Here is a 17,198-nt window from a genome sequence, read left to right on the forward strand (position 1 = left end):
CGACAGAAACCTCATCTGCACATGCCCCCCCATGTCAGAATACGAAGAAGCCGCAGAATAATACAACAAAACCCCGCCAAAATCGGCGGGGGTCATTTCCAAAACCAGAGGCAGCCCCGTGAAAGAGGCTGCCTCCATCAAGACCGACGGAGAAATCATGAAACACTACGTCGTAAGAAAGGACTACACAGGACGAGCCAAGACGGCAGGTATATCGCGGGAGCGTGTTCAGCATATCGATGTCATTCTGCGCAGCCATGCCGACAAGGCTTCAGCCGAAACAGTTCTGGAATTCTACCGCGCGCTAAACAAGCTGGTGGAAAATCACACTTATGTCGTCACCTTGCGCGTCCAGGCCGAAGATTCGGTTGGTGGGCCACTCTATTGGGCCGGGCGCATGGCGATCTTCTGGGGCGATTTCGACAATATCTGGAAACCGGTGGGGACGGAAAAGTCGTGGGTTTCGCAGGCCTTGAACCTATCGCCAAGATCTCTTCTCGTCGGAGGTGCGGTTATGCTTCTGACCCAGTCTGGCGGAACGGACCGATCAGTTGCTGCCATTCATCAGAGTTTTGAAGCCGCAGCGTTGGAGAGCGGGCTGAGAAATTGTGGCAACGCGACGCATATCTCGGCGGATGGGCGCACACATAGCGCCAATACGCGCCTGAGCGCATTGCGTCTTCTGGCAGAATTCGTGTCGATGGATCATGGCGAGTATCTGGCGGATACCCTGCGCCGGTATATCGGGCTTGTCGAACCAAACCGGAAATCCGAGAGCCAGGTCGCAAACCGGTTGATACGCCGCGCGCAAGGGGACAAGCTGGTCACGCTTGTAGTGGAAAAGATGTTGGACAACATTGAGGACCCGTTGAGCATCTCCGAGCTTTCAGGTTTGGTGGGTACATCCGTTCGTCAGCTTCAAAGACGGTTTCTTTGTAAAACGGGCGCCAAGCTGTTGGAGACTTATAAAGAGCTTCGGTTGGAACGGGCTTGTAGTCTGCTGAAATACACAGAATTGCCGGATATCGAAATTGCATCTGCAACGGGATTTTCATCGCGGGCAGCGATGTCGCGGGCGTTCTTCAAGCACTATAAGTCTCGGCCAGAGAGCGTCAGAAATCGGCGTTTTATTGGCAGCATGCGGGCTTGACGGCGATTAGCCTTTTGGACCCTCACACTTCAAAGAACCCAAGCCAGGAGCGTACAAAGAAACCTGTTCGGGCTTTTCAACGCTAAACGGAACCGATCTCTCCAAGTTGCCAAGGTGACTGGTAATGGAGGGTTGAAGTTTGGGCGATGATCAGGTTGAGAAGGGCGAGGTATAGGGGCTAATTGTTGAGGAATTCGACAAATCTCCGCGCAAGGCTTTGACGCCGCGAGGTGCCAGTCCAAACGGCTTGAATTGTGAGTTTTGGTAAAGACCATTCTGGCAGTATGCGTTGTAACCGACCGGTCGAAAGTTCTTCTGAGATCAAACTTACCGGAAGATTTCCAAAGCCTACACCTGCCAGCGTTCCAGCTTTGGCTGCTAAAATGCTTTGGACGCTGAGTTGGCTGACATTCAGCGTTATTTCCTGCACATCTTGCTTGCGTGTCAGTGAAAACACATCACCCACTGGTCCCATCGACACAAAGGGAAGCGGCTCAAGATCTTTGGGGACAGCAACAGGGCCATGGCGCAGGAGGAATTCGGGTGTGGCGACCAGCATATGCTGAACAGACCCGATCTTTTTTCGGGTCATGCTGGAATCCGGCAAGTCACCAATCCGTATGGCCAGATCATAGCGCTCTTCGACGAGGTCTTTGATCTGGTCAGAATAATCCAGCGTCAGCGCAACGTTTGGATGGCGAGCAACAAATTCCATTACTTTGGATTCGAGCGCGGGATCGGGAACAAATGCTGGCAAAGCAATTCGCAACGCGCCTGCGACATGATCGGAACCGGTTTCAATCTGTTCCAGGGCCAGTTCGATGCCGTCCAACCCCTGTTTCGCAGCTTCGAACAGGTTTCGCCCATTCTCCGATAGAGTCAGTTTCCGTGTTGTGCGATGAACCAGGACTTCTCCAAGTTCGTCTTCAAGTCGCGCGATATGATGGCTGATGACAGATGGCGCGACACCTAACCGCTTTGCGGCCTTAACGAATGCGCCTGTTTCTCCGACAGCGACAAATGCAATAAGGCTTTGGGCGTAACGATACATCCATTCAATGTATCGAGGAGTGCAGCCAGATAAAACGGGTTTCTCTATTAAAGCGAGTTTCAAGCTGACTGTCTTAACTCAACTCCGATATCTGAGAATACCTAACGGGCAGCGCTCTGTTCGCCGTGATCAATGCTGATCTTGGGGCGGTCAAGCAATGAACAGAGCAACGATTAGTGAGCCGATGATTTCCGACATAGTTGGTGCCTGGTGGCGCGTGCAGCATCGGATGTAGAGTAGATAAACTGGACGCGTTAAATGATCGCCTCACCGAGTTCCTTGTTAGCCCGATCACAAATCAGATGTTGCTTTGATGGGATGCAAGCCCGCGGCTTAGCTGCGAGTGATTGAGCAAACGCCGTTTTCATCGACATGATGTGAGTGATAATCACGGGTCTTCCGTGCAGTTCCATAAAAAACGAAAATCCCTGTATTGAAAAATATGGAACGTTCCAATAAGAATGATTCTGGAACGTTCCATATGTTGGGGGAAGAGAAATGGATTGGATTTTCGTTGGCGCGAGTACAATCGCTTCCGAGCATATGCTGAATGCGGTGCGCCAGCAGGCCGGCCACGATGTCAGATGGATTGTCAGCAATTCGTCTGATCGGGTGAGGGTCTGGGCTCAGGAGCATGACATTCCCAACGCAACCACCGATCTGAAAGAGGCTCTGACTGATCCGCGTACTAAGGCGGTTTACATCTCTTCGACCAATGAAAAGCACCACGGGCAGGCTTTGGCCGCTATTGCGGCGGGCAAGCACGTACTTTGTGAAAAACCTTTGGGCATGACGCAGGCCGAAGCCGTTGAAATGGTGCGTGCCGCCGATGAGGCCAGAGTGGCATTTGGAACAAATCACCACCTGCGTTGCTCAGGGAGTCATCGTGCAATTCGCGACCTGATCGATGATGGGCGTATTGGTGACGTTCTGTCACTGCGCATTCATCACGCTGTGCACCTACCGGGTCACCTGCAGGGGTGGCGTATTAACTCGGCCGATGCTGGCGGTGGGGTTATACCCGATATTGTTGTTCATGACGCCGATGTCACCCGATTCCTTTTGCGTGAGGACCCTGCTTCTGTTGTTGCGCAGATGGCTAGCTCTGGGATGGGGCAAGGGGTCGAAGACTCGTGCATGTCGGTCTGGACCATGCCGTCTGGCGCCATGGTCATGGCGCATGAGAGTTTCACGCACCCCCATGCTGGCTCTGGTCTTGAGGTTCATGGAACCAAAGGATCGATCTTTGCGCGTGGCGTGATGACCCAAAGGCCCGTTGGGCAAATTGAGCTGGTCACTGAAAACGGGCGCGAGGAAATCCCGTTCTCAGATCATTCTTTATACGTTCAGGGCGTCTCGGAGTTCGTCGGGGCCGCAGCAGGGCAGGGCCGTCCGGCCGCTGATGGCGCAGATGGGGTCAAATCCTTATCGGTGGCATTCGGCGTGCGCGAGGCCGCTGTCTCGGGGCGGCGTGTTGAAATAGATTACGGTGGTTTCTGATGTCCAAGCTTTGTTCCGCTTCCGAGGCCGTATCGCGTATTCCTGACGCGGCTGTCATTACGGTTTCTTCCTCTTCGGCGCTGGGGTGCCCTGATCTGGTGCTGAAAGCGCTTGGGCAGAGATTTCAAGCCGATGGGCATCCGCGCGATATCACGACGCTCCATCCCATTGCTGCAGGCGATATGTATGGCGTGAAGGGCATGGAGTATCTGGCGCAGGACGGGCTGCTGGCGCGTGTGTTGGCCGGATCTTATCCGTCCGGGCCGTCCAGTCTTGAGATGCCGGAGATCTGGAAAATGATCGTTGAGGATCGGGTGGCGGCGTACAATGTCCCGTCGGGGATTCTGTTCGACATGCATCGTGAAGCGGCGGCGCATCGCCCCGGCGTGTTAACGCAGGTTGGGCTAGATACCTTTGTCGACCCGGTGCGCGAGGGATGTGCGATGAACGCAAAAGGCGCCGCGGCACCGATTGTATCCCGCGCCGAGTTTGGCGATCAGACTTGGCTGCATTTCCCGAATATCAACCCCAACGTCTGCATCCTGCGAGCGACCACCGCCGATGAGTTCGGCAATCTCACCTATGAACATGAAGGCGCGTATCTGGGCGGACTCGAACAGGCAATTTGTGTGCGCAACCATGGTGGGTTGGTGATCGCTCAGGTCCAGCGTGTGACGGCTGCGGGCAGTCTGTGCCCGCATGATGTTCGTGTGCCAGGGCATCTGGTCGATCTCGTCGTGGAAGACCCCGACCAGAAACAGACCACCGAAACACCATATGATCCTGCGATTTCCGGTCAAGTCATGCGCCCGTGGGGCAGTTTTTCACTGGCAGAGCACGGGGTTGAGAAGATCATCGCCCGCCGGGCCGCCCAAGAACTCAGATCCGGTATGAGCGCTAATCTGGGGTTTGGCATCAGCGCCATGGTTCCGCGTATCCTGCTTGAAGAGGGGCACCCTCAGGCGGTCACGTGGGCGATTGAACAAGGCGCTGTTGGTGGGGTGCCTTTGACAGGTTTCGCGTTTGGCTGTGCCTCAAACGCCCATGCTTATGTGCCGTCACCGCAGCAGTTCATCTATTTCCAGGGTGGCGGTTTCGATATGTCGTTCCTGTCCTTCCTTGAGGTGGATGTCGAAGGGAATGTGAATGTCTCGAAGCTTGGAAAAAAACCTTATCTGACGGCTGGGTGCGGTGGTTTCGTCGACATTACGGCGCGGGCGAAGAAGATCGTGTTCTCGGGCTGGTTTGAGGCGGGCGCCGGGATTGAGCTGACCGAAGATGGTATCAACGTCGCAACGCCCGGCAAATTCACCAAGATGGTTGATCAGGTCGAACACGTCACCTTCTCTGGTCGTCGTGCGCGCGAAACCGGGCAGGACGTGCTTTACGTTACTGAGCGCTGCGTGATCCGCCTTGCCGACACAGGCCTGGTAGCGACAGAGATCATGCCGGGCATCAACGCCGAGCGCGACATTATCGCTGCCTCAGCAGGTCGCGTCAAAGTTGCTGAGAACGCGATACAAATGCCTAAATCGCTGTTCTTGGATGGCCCGATGGGGATGAAGCTGTGAGCGGGATCAGCTTTCATATTGAAGGTACAACGGCTGTCCTGACACTGGACAACGCTGCAAAGCTGAACGCGTTGACCGTTGAGATGCTTGAGGCATTAGAGGTCCGGCTACAGGAGGTCGAGCGTGATACCTTTATTCGTGCGCTTGTTCTGACCGGGGCAGGTGAGAAAGCATTTTGTTGTGGGGCAGACATTGGCGCCTGGGGTGGTCTGAGCCCGGCTGAGTTCGCCCGACACTGGGTACGGGACGGGCATCGCATTTTTGATCGTCTTGCCCGGATCGGCAAGCCGACCATCGCAGCGATAAACGGTCACGCCTTCGGTGGGGGACTCGAACTGGCCAGCTGTTGCGACCTGCGGCTGGTAGCGCCGTGCGCGACGCTTGCCTTGCCCGAAGCACGGGTCGGAATTGTACCCGGCTGGTCAGGGACACAGCGATTGACGCGTTTGATTTCCGAAAGTGCAGTGAAAGAGATGGCTTTGTTTGGACGCCGTATTGGTGCCGACCGGGCTGTTGCACTGGGATACGCCGCCGAGATCGCCGAGGATGCGCAGTCACGCGCGCTTGAGATCGCGGCCGAGCTGACCGACCTTTCGCCTCGCGCAACAGAGATCTCAAAAAACATGATCCACGCTGCGGTGGGTGAGGACACTCATGCGGTTGTCGAAGCTTTGGGTAGCGCCGCCATCGCCGCGTCTGCGGATCGCGAAGAAGGTGTGGCGGCCTTCATGGAAAAACGTAACCCTCAATTTTCGGGCCTGTAACGAATGAAAGACCTGACGATCAACCCTGCCATTCCCTTTGACATGCCTGCGCTGTTCGAGGGTCGTCATCTGATCAACGGCGAATGGCTGGACAGCGCCTCGGGCGAAACCTTCGAGAGGTGTTCACCTTCACATGGTCATGTGGTGAGCCGTTCGGCTTTGGGTGGCGAGGCGGAAACAGAAGCCGCCATCAAAGCCGCGCGTCAGACCTTTGACAGTGGTGTCTGGAGCCGCGCTTCTGGCAAAGAACGTGCGACCGTGTTGCTCAAGATCGCCGATTTGATCGAGCAAAACGTTGACCGCATTGCAGTGATTGAAACGCTGGAGAGCGGCAAACCGATCAGCCAATCGAAAGGCGAGGTTGGCGGTGCGGCAGACCTTTGGCGCTATGCGGCCTCACTGGCGCGCAGCACGCATGGCGACAGCCACAACACGTTGGGCGAAGACATGATGGGTGTGGTGTTGAAAGAGCCCATTGGTGTCGTATCAATCATCACGCCCTGGAATTTCCCGTTCTGGATCCTCAGCCAAAAGCTGCCATTTGCGCTGGCTGCGGGTTGCACCGTGGTGGTGAAGCCCTCTGAGATGACGCCTTCGACAACTCTGATGCTGGGTGAATTGTTGATTGAGGCCGGTCTGCCAGCAGGCGTTTGCAATATCGTGTTGGGGTATGGCGTTCCGGTCGGCAGCGTGATGTCCAGCCATAACTGTGTGGATATGGTCAGCTTCACTGGCTCGACCGCCGTGGGTAAGACGATCAGCGCTGTCGCGTCTGGCACGCTCAAGAAAGTGGCGCTGGAACTTGGTGGTAAAAACCCGCAGGTGATCTTTCCCGATGCGGATTTGGAAGCTGCCGCAGATGCTGTTGTATTTGGTGTCTATTTCAATGTCGGCCAATGCTGCAATTCCAGCAGTCGGATCATCGTGCATGAAGACATTGCCGAGGCGTTTCGAGACCGAGTTGTCGCCCTGTCTCGCAAAGTTAAATTTGGTGATCCGCTGGATCCGACGACACAGGTCGGCGCGATTGTGACACCCGAACATAACGCGAAGATCGACGCCTATGTCAAAGCGGCGAAAGACGCTGGCGCGACCATCGCGTTGGGCGGCGCTCCGCTTCAGGTCGAGGGTCTGGGCGATCAATTCTATCAACCGACGGTAATTTCAGACGTCGCGCCGGAAATGCCCATCGCTCGGGACGAGGTATTTGGCCCGGTCCTATCGGTGCTGACGTTCAAAACACTGGACGAAGCCATCACTCTGACCAATGATAGCGCTTACGGTCTGTCGGCAGGGGTCTGGAGCGAAAACGTTCACACCTGCCTGGAATTCGCCCGTCGTGCAGAAACGGGAACGGTCTGGACCAACACCTGGATGGACGGCTTTCCCGAACTTGCGTTCGGTGGCTTCAAACAATCCGGGCAGGGGCGGGAAATCGGACGTTACGGGTTCGAGGAATTTTTCGAGGTAAAATCAGTGGTCATGCGTATCGGCAACAGTCGTGCGCCATGGGTGTCACAAGACTAAGACGGGGCGCCGCAAAGGGGCGCGCCAAGGAAGATCGCATTTAGGGAGGAAACAAGAATGCGTAATCTACTGAAGACCAAATCTCTGATCGTTGCCGGTCTGCTCTGCACGACCAGCCTTGCTCAGGCAGAAGAGGTTGAAGTTCTGCACTGGTGGACGTCAGGCGGCGAAGCTGCGGCGCTGAATGTGCTGAAAGATGACCTGTCTGGGCAGGGCATCGATTGGACCGACATGCCCGTCGCCGGTGGCGGTGGTGAGCAAGCCATGACCGTTCTGCGTGCCCGTGTCACAGCCGGAAACGCACCGACAGCCGTGCAGGCACTGGGTTTTGACATTCTGGACTGGGCCGGTCAGGGCGCGTTGGCGGATCTGAACGATGTTGCGGCCCAGGAAGGCTGGGACGATGTCGTTCCGGACGCGCTCAAGGCTTTTGCCAAGCATGACGGCAAGTGGGTTGCGGCACCGGTCAACGTGCATTCGACTAACTGGGTATGGGCCAACAAGGCTGTTCTGGATGCCAATGGTATCGCTCAACCCACCAATTGGGATGAGTTTGTGGCCGCTGTCGAAGCGCTGAAAGCCGCTGGTATCACCCCGATCGCACATGGCGGTCAGGCCTGGCAGGATGCGACCATCTTTGATGCGGTGGCGATGTCCACGCTTGGCCCAGACGGCTACAAAGCAGCGTTCATCGATCTGGACGAAGGAACTCTGGGTGGTGACGCTATGAAAGAGGCCTTCGACCGCATGGCCTTTATTCGCGACAACGTTGACGAGAACTTCTCGGGCCGCGACTGGAACCTTGCAACGGCGATGGTCATCAATGGCGAGGCCGGTTTCCAGATGATGGGCGACTGGGCGAAAGGTGAGTTCCTGGGCGCGGGTAAAGTCCCGGGCGAGGATTTCCTGTGCTTCCGTTTCCCCGGCACGCAGGATCAGGTCACCTTCAACGCCGACCAGTTCATGATGTTCGATCAGGGTGGCTCGGTTTCGGCTGAACAGGCCGCCTTGGCCAGCGCGATCCTGTCGCCGTCGTTCCAGATTGCGTTCAACAAGGTCAAAGGCTCGGTGCCTGCGCGTACGGATGTGGATGGCAGTGATCTGGATGCCTGCGGACAGCAGGGCATGAAGGATCTGGCTGCGGCTGCATCATCGGGCAATCTGTTCGGCTCGATGGCGCATGGTCACGCAGCGCCTGCTTCGGTGAAGAACGCGGTCTATGACGTGGTCACCGCCCATTTCAACGGCGAATATGACAGTGAAACGGCAGTGGTCGAGTTGGTCGACGCTGTTTCGATTGCCAAGTGATCCTAACGTGATCCTCCCGATGGGGCGGCGGTGCAGCCGCCCTGTCACCTTAGGGGCGTGAACGCTCCGATCTTTTGCACTCGAACGAGGAGGGCGCGCCATGGCTGCTTCAGCCGACGCGGATTTCAAGACACGCCTTCAGAACTGGATACCCAAGCTGGTCCTGTCACCATCGCTGGCGATGATGCTGGTCTTTGTCTACGGCTTCATTCTGTTTTCGGTCTATCTGTCATTCACAGACAGCCGCATCCTGCCAACCTTCGGCTGGGTCGGTTGGGAGAACTACGACAAGCTGTGGCGGTTGAGCCATTGGGAGACCTCGCTGATCAATATGGGGATCTTTGCGAGCCTCTATATCGTGATCTGCACCTGCATCGGGCTTGGGCTGGCAATCTTCCTCGATCAGAAAATCCGTGGTGAGGGGCTGCTGCGTCCGATTTATCTATACCCCATGGCGCTGAGCTTCATCGTCACAGGCACCGCCTGGAAATGGTTCCTCGACCCCGGCATCGGTCTTGAGAACGTGATGCACACATGGGGTTGGACCAGTTTCGAGTTCGATTGGATCAAGAACCGTGATTATGCGATTTATACCGTCGTTCTGGCGGCGGTCTGGCAGACCAGTGGCTTCGTTATGGCCATGTTCCTTGCGGGTCTGCGCGGCATCGACAACGAAATTCTGCGGGCAGCACAGATGGATGGGGCCTCGAACTGGAACCTCTATCGTCGGATCATCATCCCCCAGCTAAGACCCGCGTTCCTGTCGGCCTTCGTTATTCTCAGCCACCTCGCGATCAAGACCTTTGACCTTGTAATCGCCCTGACCGGAGGTGGGCCGGGCCGTGCAACCGAACTGCCTGCGACGTTCATGTATTCCTACACCTTCACGCGGAACCAGATGGGGATCGGCGCGGCCTCTGCCACGATCATGTTGATGACCATTGCAGCGATCATGATCCCCTATCTGTATGCAGAACTGCGGGAGAAACGCTGATGTCTCAGGCAACTCAGGATACCGCAATTCGCACGGGCCGCGTCACGCGCACGCTGATCTATCTGGTGCTGCTGCTGTTCGGTCTGTTCTATCTGCTGCCGCTTTATGTGATGCTAGTGAACTCGGTCAAACCGTTGGAAGAGATCACCGGCGGTGGCATGATGAACCTGCCGCAGGTGTTCACGATAGAACCCTGGCTGAAGGCCTGGTCCTCGGCTCAGATCGGAGTCGATCCAACCGGGTTGAAGCCCTATTTCTGGAACTCGATCAAGATGGTGGTTCCGGCCGTGATCGTCTCGACCATCCTCGGAGCTCTGAACGGTTATGTGCTGACCAAATGGCGCTTCAAGTATGACACCATCCTGTTTGGCCTGATGCTGTTTGCCTGCTTCATCCCATTTCAGATCGTCCTGATCCCAATGGCACGGATGCTAGGCATCATCGGTTTGGCGGGCACGACCTGGGGTCTCGCGTTGGTCCACGTGGTTTACGGGATAGGTTTCACCACGCTGTACTTCCGTAATTACTACGCCGTGTTCCCGACCGAATTGATCCGGGCGGCGCAGATCGATGGCGCGGGCTTCTTCCAGATCTTCTGGCGCATCCTGCTGCCCAGTTCCGGGCCGATCGCCGTGGTGTCGATCATCTGGCAGTTCACCAATATCTGGAATGACTTCCTGTTTGGTGCGTCTTTTGCGGATGCAAATAGTCAGCCGATGACGGTGGCGCTGAACAATCTGGTGCAGTCGTCAACCGGTGTGAAAGAATACAACGTTCATTTCGCAGGCGCCATTCTGGCCGCCATGCCAACTCTGCTCGTCTACATCGTGGCCGGTCGATATTTCGTCCGCGGCCTGATGGCGGGTTCGGTGAAAGGATAAGACCTGATGGGTTTTCTGGACATAGATAATGCGACCAAATCCTATGGGTCGGTCGAAGTTCTGCACAAAGTCGATATCTCGGTGCAGGAAGGGGAATTCCTTGTGCTTGTCGGCCCCTCGGGCTGTGGCAAGTCGACTTTGCTGAACATGATTGCAGGGCTCGAAGAGATCACCAGCGGAGAAATTCGCATCAAGGATCAGGTGATGAACGGGGTGCACCCCTCCAATCGTAACATTGCAATGGTGTTCCAAAGCTACGCGCTTTACCCGAACATGACGGTCGGACAGAACATCACCTTCGGGTTGGAGATGCATGGCGTTCCGAAACCTGAACGGGACAAGGCGATGCAAGAGGTCGCCAAGTTGTTGCAGATCGAGCAGTTACTTGATCGAAAGCCCGGTCAGCTTTCCGGCGGACAGCGCCAGCGGGTCGCGATGGGGCGGGCGTTGGTGCGGAACCCGGATGTGTTCCTGTTCGACGAACCGCTGTCCAACCTCGACGCCAAGTTGCGTGTCGATATGCGGACTGAGATCAAGAAGCTGCATCAGAACCTTGGTACAACCATCGTCTACGTCACCCATGATCAGATCGAGGCGATGACTCTGTCCAGCCGCATCGCGGTCATGAATGGCGGGTACGTGCAGCAGCTGGGTACGCCCCAGGAGATCTACGACGCCCCTGCAAATATCTTTGTGGCGACCTTCATGGGCTCGCCTGCGATGAACGTGGTGCCTGCGAAAGTGGCTGTTCTGAACGGTCGTCCGCATGCCGAGGTTGCTTTGCACGACGGGTCAATGGCGCAACTGCCTTTCAGCCAGGATAACCTGTCTGCATGGGATGGGCGTGAGATTCTGCTGGGCATTCGTCCAGAGACGATTACCGACATGGATGGCGCAGATCGTAAATCGACGAACATCGCGCAGATGACCAATCGGATTGTTGTTACGGAACCCGCAGGCTCTGACACCTTTGTGTCGATGACACTTGGAGGGCAAGACGTGATTGCAAGGATGCGCTCGGATGCCGAGGTGGCACCGGGTCAGGACTTCCCCTTTGCCGTAAACATGGAAAAGGCGGTGGCCTTTGATCCTGAAAGCGAGATGCGGATCGCCCTGTGACACAAGCCGACATCATAATCATCGGGTCCGGGATTGGCGGGGCAACGCTCGCTGCTGCGCTGGCCCCGTCGGGTCGCCGCATTCTGATCCTTGAGCGAGGGGAGCATCTACGCCCCTCGCCTCAGGATCGGGATCCAAAGGCGATTTTTGGTGATGGCTGTTTTCGTCCGGACGAGACCTGGCTTGACGGAGAGGGTCGGCCGTTCAACCCTGGGAACTACTATCGCGTCGGCGGCAACTCCAAGTTCTACGGAGCCGCTTTGATACGGTATCGGAAGGAGGACTTTCAGCGCCGTCAGCATATGGGAGGTGAAGCCCCCGGCTGGCCGATTTCCTACGAGGAGCTGGAGGCCGACTATACGGCTGCTGAACAGCTCTACGATGTGCATGGAACGACTGATGAAGATCCAACCGAGCCCGAGCATAGCGCGAACTATCCGCACCCTCCGGTGCCGGATGAGGCAGACATCGCGGATTTGCGGGATAGCTTGCGCCGTTGCGGGTTGACGCCATCCTCTGTCCCTTTGGGCGTGGATATCGAAACATGGCTCGCCGCGGGCCAAACCACATGGGATGCGTTTCCAAACACTTGCGGTGGCAAGATGGATGCGGAAACGCGGGCGCTTGCGCAGGCTCTGACCTACAAGAATGTCGATCTTCTGACCAAAGCATCTGCCCAAAAACTGATCGCCGGAGACGACGGACAGATAACCGGTGTTGAGGTCGAGGGGCAGGGTACGTTTGCGGCCCCATTGGTCGTGTTGTCCGCAGGGGCGGTGCAATCCGCGGCCCTGTTGTTGAATTCTGCCAATGAAAATTGTCCGACGGGTCTGGCAAACCGCTCGGATCAGGTGGGACGGAACTTTATGAACCATAATTGTTCAGCCGTGCTTGCCCTGCATCCATTTCGCAGGAACCGGGCCATCTATCAGAAAACACTGATGTTCAATGATTATTACAATGGTGATGGCAAGGGTGGCTTCCCGCTCGGTAATATCCAGATGCTGGGCAAGATCACGGGCCCCATTCTAGCGGCGCAGACCCGTTTGCCGGGTCTGATTGCAAACCTGATCGCGAACAGAAGCTTTGATTTCTATGCGATGTCTGAAGATCTGCCAAACCCAGAAAGCCGCGTAACAATTAACCGGGGTCAAATCTGTCTCGACTGGAAACGGTCGAACTGGGCTGCGCATGAAGCACTAGTTAAGAGACTGAAATCCCATCTGCGGAGGGCGGGTTTCCCGATTGTGTTATCGCGGCCCTTTGATCGCCGAACACCTTCTCATCAATGCGGCACGGCGCGTATGGGGGCGGACCCGAAAGGCAGTGTCGTTGACATCTATTGCCGCAGTCACGACCACAGGAACCTGTTCATCGTTGATGCCTCGGTGCTGCCGACATCTGCTGCGGTAAATCCGGCGTTGACCATTGCTGCACTGGCACTTCGAGCGGGCCGTCACATCATCGAGACGGAGTTCGCAGCATGACCGGAATCGCCTTGGTCACAGGGGGGCAGCAAGGCATTGGTCTTGGTATCTCACGCGCGTTGATTGCGGCTGGGTACAAGGTGGCGTTGGCTTCACAGTATGCGATTGACGCACCGGTGGTGCAGGAGGCTTTGACCGAGCTTGGCGCAAACGCTTTCTATGTTCAGCATGACGTGTCTGACATCTCGCGCGTTCCGGCACTGCTGGATCAGATCGAGGCTGAAGCGGGTCCTGTCACGACGCTGATCAACAATGCAGGCGTCGGTGCACCTGTGCGCGGTGACATGCTGGATCTTAAGCCCGAGAATTGGGACTTCGTCCAGAATATCAACACGCGCGGCGCATTCTTTCTGGCGCAAGAGGTGGCGCGGCGCATGTTGGAGCTGCCGCAGGACATCTATCGCTCGATCATATTCGTGACCTCGGTCAGCGCCACGATGGTCTCAATCGAACGCGCTGAATATTGCGTATCAAAGGCGGCCGCTGCGATGATGGCGCAGCTTTTTTCCGTTCGCCTTGCGCCCCACGGGATCGGAGTTTTTGAGCTGCGACCCGGTATCATCGCCACCGAGATGACGGCGGGTGTCCGTGACACATACACCGATCGGATCGAAGGCGGTCTGGTTCCTGCAGCGCGCTGGGGCGTGCCCGAAGATATCGGGTCCGTCGTCATACCGCTTGTTCAGGGGCATATGCACTTTTCCACCGGCACCACCATTGCGGTGGATGGTGGCCTGTCAATTCCACGTCTTTAGATCAGGACACATCAGAATGTCTGAAGGGTATGATTTCATTGTCATCGGGGGCGGCTCGGCCGGTTCGGTCATTGCCGCGCGCCTGTCCGAAGAGCCTGCAGCGAAAGTATTGCTGCTCGAGGCCGGATCGACAGACCGCCACCCGTTTTTTCATTTGCCGGCAGGTTTCGCCAAGATGACCAAGGGCATTGGCAGCTGGGGCTGGTCCACCGTTCCGCAAAAACACATGCAGAACAAGGTCTTCAACTATACTCAAGCCAAGGTCATCGGGGGCGGTTCTGCGATCAATGCGCAGATTTATACGCGCGGGGCAGCGCAGGATTACGACGACTGGCGTCAAATGGGGTGCGAAGGCTGGAGCTATGCCGATGTGTTGCCCTATTTCAAAAAATCCGAGGACAACGATACCTATGACAACGACTTCCATGGCAAAGGCGGGCCGATGGGTGTCTCGATGCCTGCAGCACCTCTGCCGATTTGCGATGCCTATATCAAAGCCGCAGGGCAGCTCGGCATTCCCGAAACGCGGGATGTAAATGGCGCAAAGCAGGACGGTGCAGGCTATTACCAATTGACCCAGCGCAATGCGCGACGCTCCTCCGCTGCGATGGCTTTTATCGCACCGAACCGTAGTCGATCCAACCTGACCGTGCGCACGGGGGCTCAGGTCCGTCGTATCATTGTGGACAAGGGCCGCGCGATTGGCGTCGAAATGATGAGTGGCAACAGGATCACCGCTGCGAAAGAAGTCATTCTATCCTCAGGCGCCATTGGATCGCCGCGTTTGCTGCAGCTATCGGGGATTGGTCCGGCTGACCATCTGGAAAGCCTTGGGATAAACACGGTCCACGATCAGCCGCAGGTTGGTACGAACCTTCAGGATCATCTGGATCTCTATTCGATCTGTGAGGTTACCGGACCGCATACCTATGACCGATTTGCCAAGCTGCATCTCTCGGCCCTGGCCGGGTTGCAATACATCTTCACCCGGAAAGGTCCGGTCGCTTCAAGTCTCTTTGAAACGGGAGGTTTCTGGTATGCTGATCCCGATGCCCGATCCCCGGATATCCAGATGCATCTGGGCCTTGGCACCGGCATCGAAGCGGGTGTCGAGGCCATGCCAAACGGTGGCGTCACGCTGAATGCCTGCTTCCTGCGGCCGCGCTCACGCGGTACCGTGCGATTGCAAAGCGCTGACCCTGCGGCGATGCCCCTGATCGACCCCAACTATTTGGCCGATCCTTATGATCGCGAGATGTCCATACGGGGCCTAAAACTGGTGCAGAACATCCTCGCGCAAGACGCGCTGAAGCCATATATCCTGGCCGAGCGTCTTCCGGGGCCGGGTGTGCAGACCGAACAGGAATATTTCAACTTCATCTGCGTGCATTCCAAAACCTCGCACCATTGCGCAGGCACCTGTCGTATGGGCAGCGATGCCGAGGCGGTCTTGGACCCGCGTTTGAGGTTTAACGGGATCGAAGGGCTTCGCGTTGCGGATGCCTCGATCATGCCGACGGTCAATTCTTCGAACACCAACGCCCCGACCATCATGATCGGTGAGAAAGCCGCTGACATGATCAAACAAGATCAAGGTATCTTACAATGATCCGCCATATCGTACTGACCAAGTTCCGCCCTGATGTCACAGAAGAGACCGTTGAAACCATCTACACAGGTCTCGCAGACCTGTCCGAGACCCTGCCAGGCGCAAGCGGATTTACCGGTGGCCGCAGTGAAAGTCCTGAACAGATTGAGCGCGGCTATATGCACGGTTTCGTAATCGATTTTGACGATTGGACCGCGCTTGAAACCTATCAAAACAACAAGATCCACAAGGCATTGGGCGCACAGCTAGTCGAAAATGCCGTCGGCGGGATCGACGGCATTCTGGTGCTGGATCTGGAGGTGTGAGACGATGACTCTGATACTGCCAAATCTCGACGGGCAACTACAGCCGTACACTCTGAGCGGAACGCCATTGGTGCCACGTGCGCCTAAAGTGCCGCTGACACGCACGGCCTTTGCCGCCGCGCATGTAGTGTCGGACCCACTGGCCGAGCGGAACCCCTGGGATGGACGCCCCGCAGTGGATTGGGATGCCACGCTGCAATTCCGACAAGGGCTTTGGGATCAGGGTCTGGGGCTGGCCGAAGCGATGGATACGGCGCAGCGAGGCATGGGCGTCGATTGGGAAACCGCGCTGGAGCTAATTCAGCGCACGATGCAGGCGGCCCGTGCGCACCCGTTGTCGCCCCGCGTTGCGTGCGGGGCAGGAACCGATCATCTTCCGCTGAGCGCGCTGAACACTGCGGGTGAGATTTTGTCCGCCTATGAGCATCAGGCCGAAGCGATCGAGGCCGCAGGCGGCCAGTTGATCCTGATGGCATCGCGTGCTTTCCCGGCAATTGATGCCGGGCCAGAGATCTATCATGATGTCTATCGGGCGTTGATCGATGGGGCGGCTGAGCCCGTGATCCTGCATTGGCTGGGGGATATGTTTGATCCCGCTCTAACGGGCTATTGGGGTCACAGGGACGTCGCCGTGGCCAGCGATTTTGTTCTGAACCTGATCAACGAAAACCCGGACAAAGTAGACGGGATCAAGATATCCCTGCTGGATCAGACCCATGAAGAAGCCTTTCGCACCCGGCTTCCGCCCAACGTGCGCCTCTATACTGGTGACGATTTTAACTATGCCGACCTGATCGCCGGAGATGGTACGTATTTCTCGCACGCTTTGCTTGGTATCTTCGCGGCGATTGCACCGGCGGCAAGTCAGGCACTTGAGGCGCTCGCATTGGGTGAAATGGATCGCTATCAGGCGTTGTTTGCGCCGACGGTGCCCCTGAGTCGCGAGATTTTCAAAGCGCCGACTCAGTTCTACAAGGCTGGGATCGTCTATCTGGCCTGGCTGAACGGCGCGCAGTCTCACTTTGTCATGCCCGGCGGTTTCCAGTCCAGTCGTGACATTTGCCACTATGCAGAGGTCTTCCGGCTTGCGGACAGGGCTGGTTTGCTCTCGGATCCGGAACTGGCTAAAGCACGGATGATCACGTTGCTGAACCTGCACGGAGTTGAACAATAATCT

The 17,198-nt window shown here is 56.7% G+C and carries 15 protein-coding genes and 1 pseudogene; 14 read left to right on the forward strand and 2 right to left on the reverse strand.

What is annotated here, in order from left to right:
* Positions 1–157 precede the first annotated feature (157 nt).
* Positions 158–1,150 carry a helix-turn-helix domain-containing protein gene (locus ACR0AZ_RS17875; protein WP_480472018.1) on the forward strand — a complete coding sequence of 331 codons (993 nt, stop codon included), beginning with the start codon at positions 158–160 and terminating at the stop codon, positions 1,148–1,150.
* 178 nt (positions 1,151–1,328) lie between these two features.
* Here the strand turns inward: ACR0AZ_RS17875 and ACR0AZ_RS17880 are convergent, their stop codons facing one another.
* Both ACR0AZ_RS17880 and ACR0AZ_RS17885 read right to left on the reverse strand, forming a co-directional pair.
* Positions 1,329–1,982, reverse strand: a complete 654-nt coding sequence (locus ACR0AZ_RS17880; RefSeq protein WP_480668036.1) for a substrate binding domain-containing protein — start codon at positions 1,980–1,982, stop codon at positions 1,329–1,331.
* A 39-nt stretch (positions 1,983–2,021) separates the two neighbouring features.
* Positions 2,022–2,201 (reverse strand): annotated as a pseudogene (locus ACR0AZ_RS17885) (helix-turn-helix domain-containing protein); the annotation flags it as partial.
* Between the two features lie 498 nt (positions 2,202–2,699).
* On the opposite strand from ACR0AZ_RS17885, the gene ACR0AZ_RS17890 reads away from it, so the two are divergent.
* The 13 genes from ACR0AZ_RS17890 to ACR0AZ_RS17950 all read left to right on the forward strand — a co-directional run bounded on the left by ACR0AZ_RS17890 (position 2,700) and on the right by ACR0AZ_RS17950 (position 17,195).
* Positions 2,700–3,701 carry a Gfo/Idh/MocA family protein gene (locus tag ACR0AZ_RS17890; protein WP_480472016.1) on the forward strand — a complete coding sequence of 334 codons (1,002 nt, stop codon included), beginning with the start codon at positions 2,700–2,702 and terminating at the stop codon, positions 3,699–3,701.
* Positions 3,701–5,272 (forward strand): acyl CoA:acetate/3-ketoacid CoA transferase, encoded by a 1,572-nt coding sequence (locus ACR0AZ_RS17895; protein WP_480472015.1) that lies wholly within the window; start codon positions 3,701–3,703, stop codon positions 5,270–5,272. The genes ACR0AZ_RS17890 and ACR0AZ_RS17895 overlap by 1 nt, the downstream gene beginning before the upstream one ends.
* Entirely contained in the window at positions 5,269–6,036 is a 768-nt protein-coding gene (locus ACR0AZ_RS17900) for an enoyl-CoA hydratase/isomerase family protein (protein ID WP_480472014.1), read from the forward strand. The genes ACR0AZ_RS17895 and ACR0AZ_RS17900 overlap by 4 nt, the downstream gene beginning before the upstream one ends.
* A 3-nt stretch (positions 6,037–6,039) precedes the next feature.
* Entirely contained in the window at positions 6,040–7,563 is a 1,524-nt protein-coding gene (locus tag ACR0AZ_RS17905) for an aldehyde dehydrogenase family protein (protein ID WP_480668000.1), read from the forward strand.
* A 57-nt stretch (positions 7,564–7,620) separates the two neighbouring features.
* A complete protein-coding gene (locus ACR0AZ_RS17910) occupies positions 7,621–8,871 on the forward strand; it encodes an ABC transporter substrate-binding protein (protein WP_480472012.1) in 1,251 nt (416 codons plus the stop codon).
* A gap of 100 nt (positions 8,872–8,971) precedes the next feature.
* The gene (locus tag ACR0AZ_RS17915) at positions 8,972–9,865 is read left to right on the forward strand and encodes a carbohydrate ABC transporter permease (RefSeq protein ID WP_480472011.1); all 894 of its coding nucleotides are present in this window, start codon (positions 8,972–8,974) and stop codon (positions 9,863–9,865) included.
* Positions 9,865–10,746 carry a carbohydrate ABC transporter permease gene (locus tag ACR0AZ_RS17920; protein ID WP_068340098.1) on the forward strand — a complete coding sequence of 294 codons (882 nt, stop codon included), beginning with the start codon at positions 9,865–9,867 and terminating at the stop codon, positions 10,744–10,746. The genes ACR0AZ_RS17915 and ACR0AZ_RS17920 overlap by 1 nt, the downstream gene beginning before the upstream one ends.
* Before the next feature lie 6 nt (positions 10,747–10,752).
* Positions 10,753–11,865 carry an ABC transporter ATP-binding protein gene (locus ACR0AZ_RS17925; RefSeq protein ID WP_480668001.1) on the forward strand — a complete coding sequence of 371 codons (1,113 nt, stop codon included), beginning with the start codon at positions 10,753–10,755 and terminating at the stop codon, positions 11,863–11,865.
* Positions 11,862–13,352, forward strand: a complete 1,491-nt coding sequence (locus tag ACR0AZ_RS17930) for a GMC oxidoreductase (RefSeq protein WP_480668002.1) — start codon at positions 11,862–11,864, stop codon at positions 13,350–13,352. The genes ACR0AZ_RS17925 and ACR0AZ_RS17930 overlap by 4 nt, the downstream gene beginning before the upstream one ends.
* Positions 13,349–14,107 (forward strand): 3-ketoacyl-ACP reductase, encoded by a 759-nt coding sequence (locus ACR0AZ_RS17935; protein WP_480668003.1) that lies wholly within the window; start codon positions 13,349–13,351, stop codon positions 14,105–14,107. Before ACR0AZ_RS17930 ends, ACR0AZ_RS17935 begins: the two co-directional genes overlap by 4 nt.
* A 16-nt stretch (positions 14,108–14,123) precedes the next feature.
* Entirely contained in the window at positions 14,124–15,716 is a 1,593-nt protein-coding gene (locus ACR0AZ_RS17940; RefSeq protein ID WP_480668004.1) for a GMC family oxidoreductase, read from the forward strand.
* Positions 15,713–16,021, forward strand: a complete 309-nt coding sequence (locus ACR0AZ_RS17945; protein WP_480668005.1) for a Dabb family protein — start codon at positions 15,713–15,715, stop codon at positions 16,019–16,021. The genes ACR0AZ_RS17940 and ACR0AZ_RS17945 overlap by 4 nt, the downstream gene beginning before the upstream one ends.
* A gap of 4 nt (positions 16,022–16,025) precedes the next feature.
* Positions 16,026–17,195, forward strand: a complete 1,170-nt coding sequence (locus tag ACR0AZ_RS17950; protein WP_480668006.1) for a dihydrodipicolinate synthase family protein — start codon at positions 16,026–16,028, stop codon at positions 17,193–17,195.
* Positions 17,196–17,198: the final 3 nt, after the last annotated feature.

The organism is Ruegeria sp. BE3, from assembly GCF_056538865.1.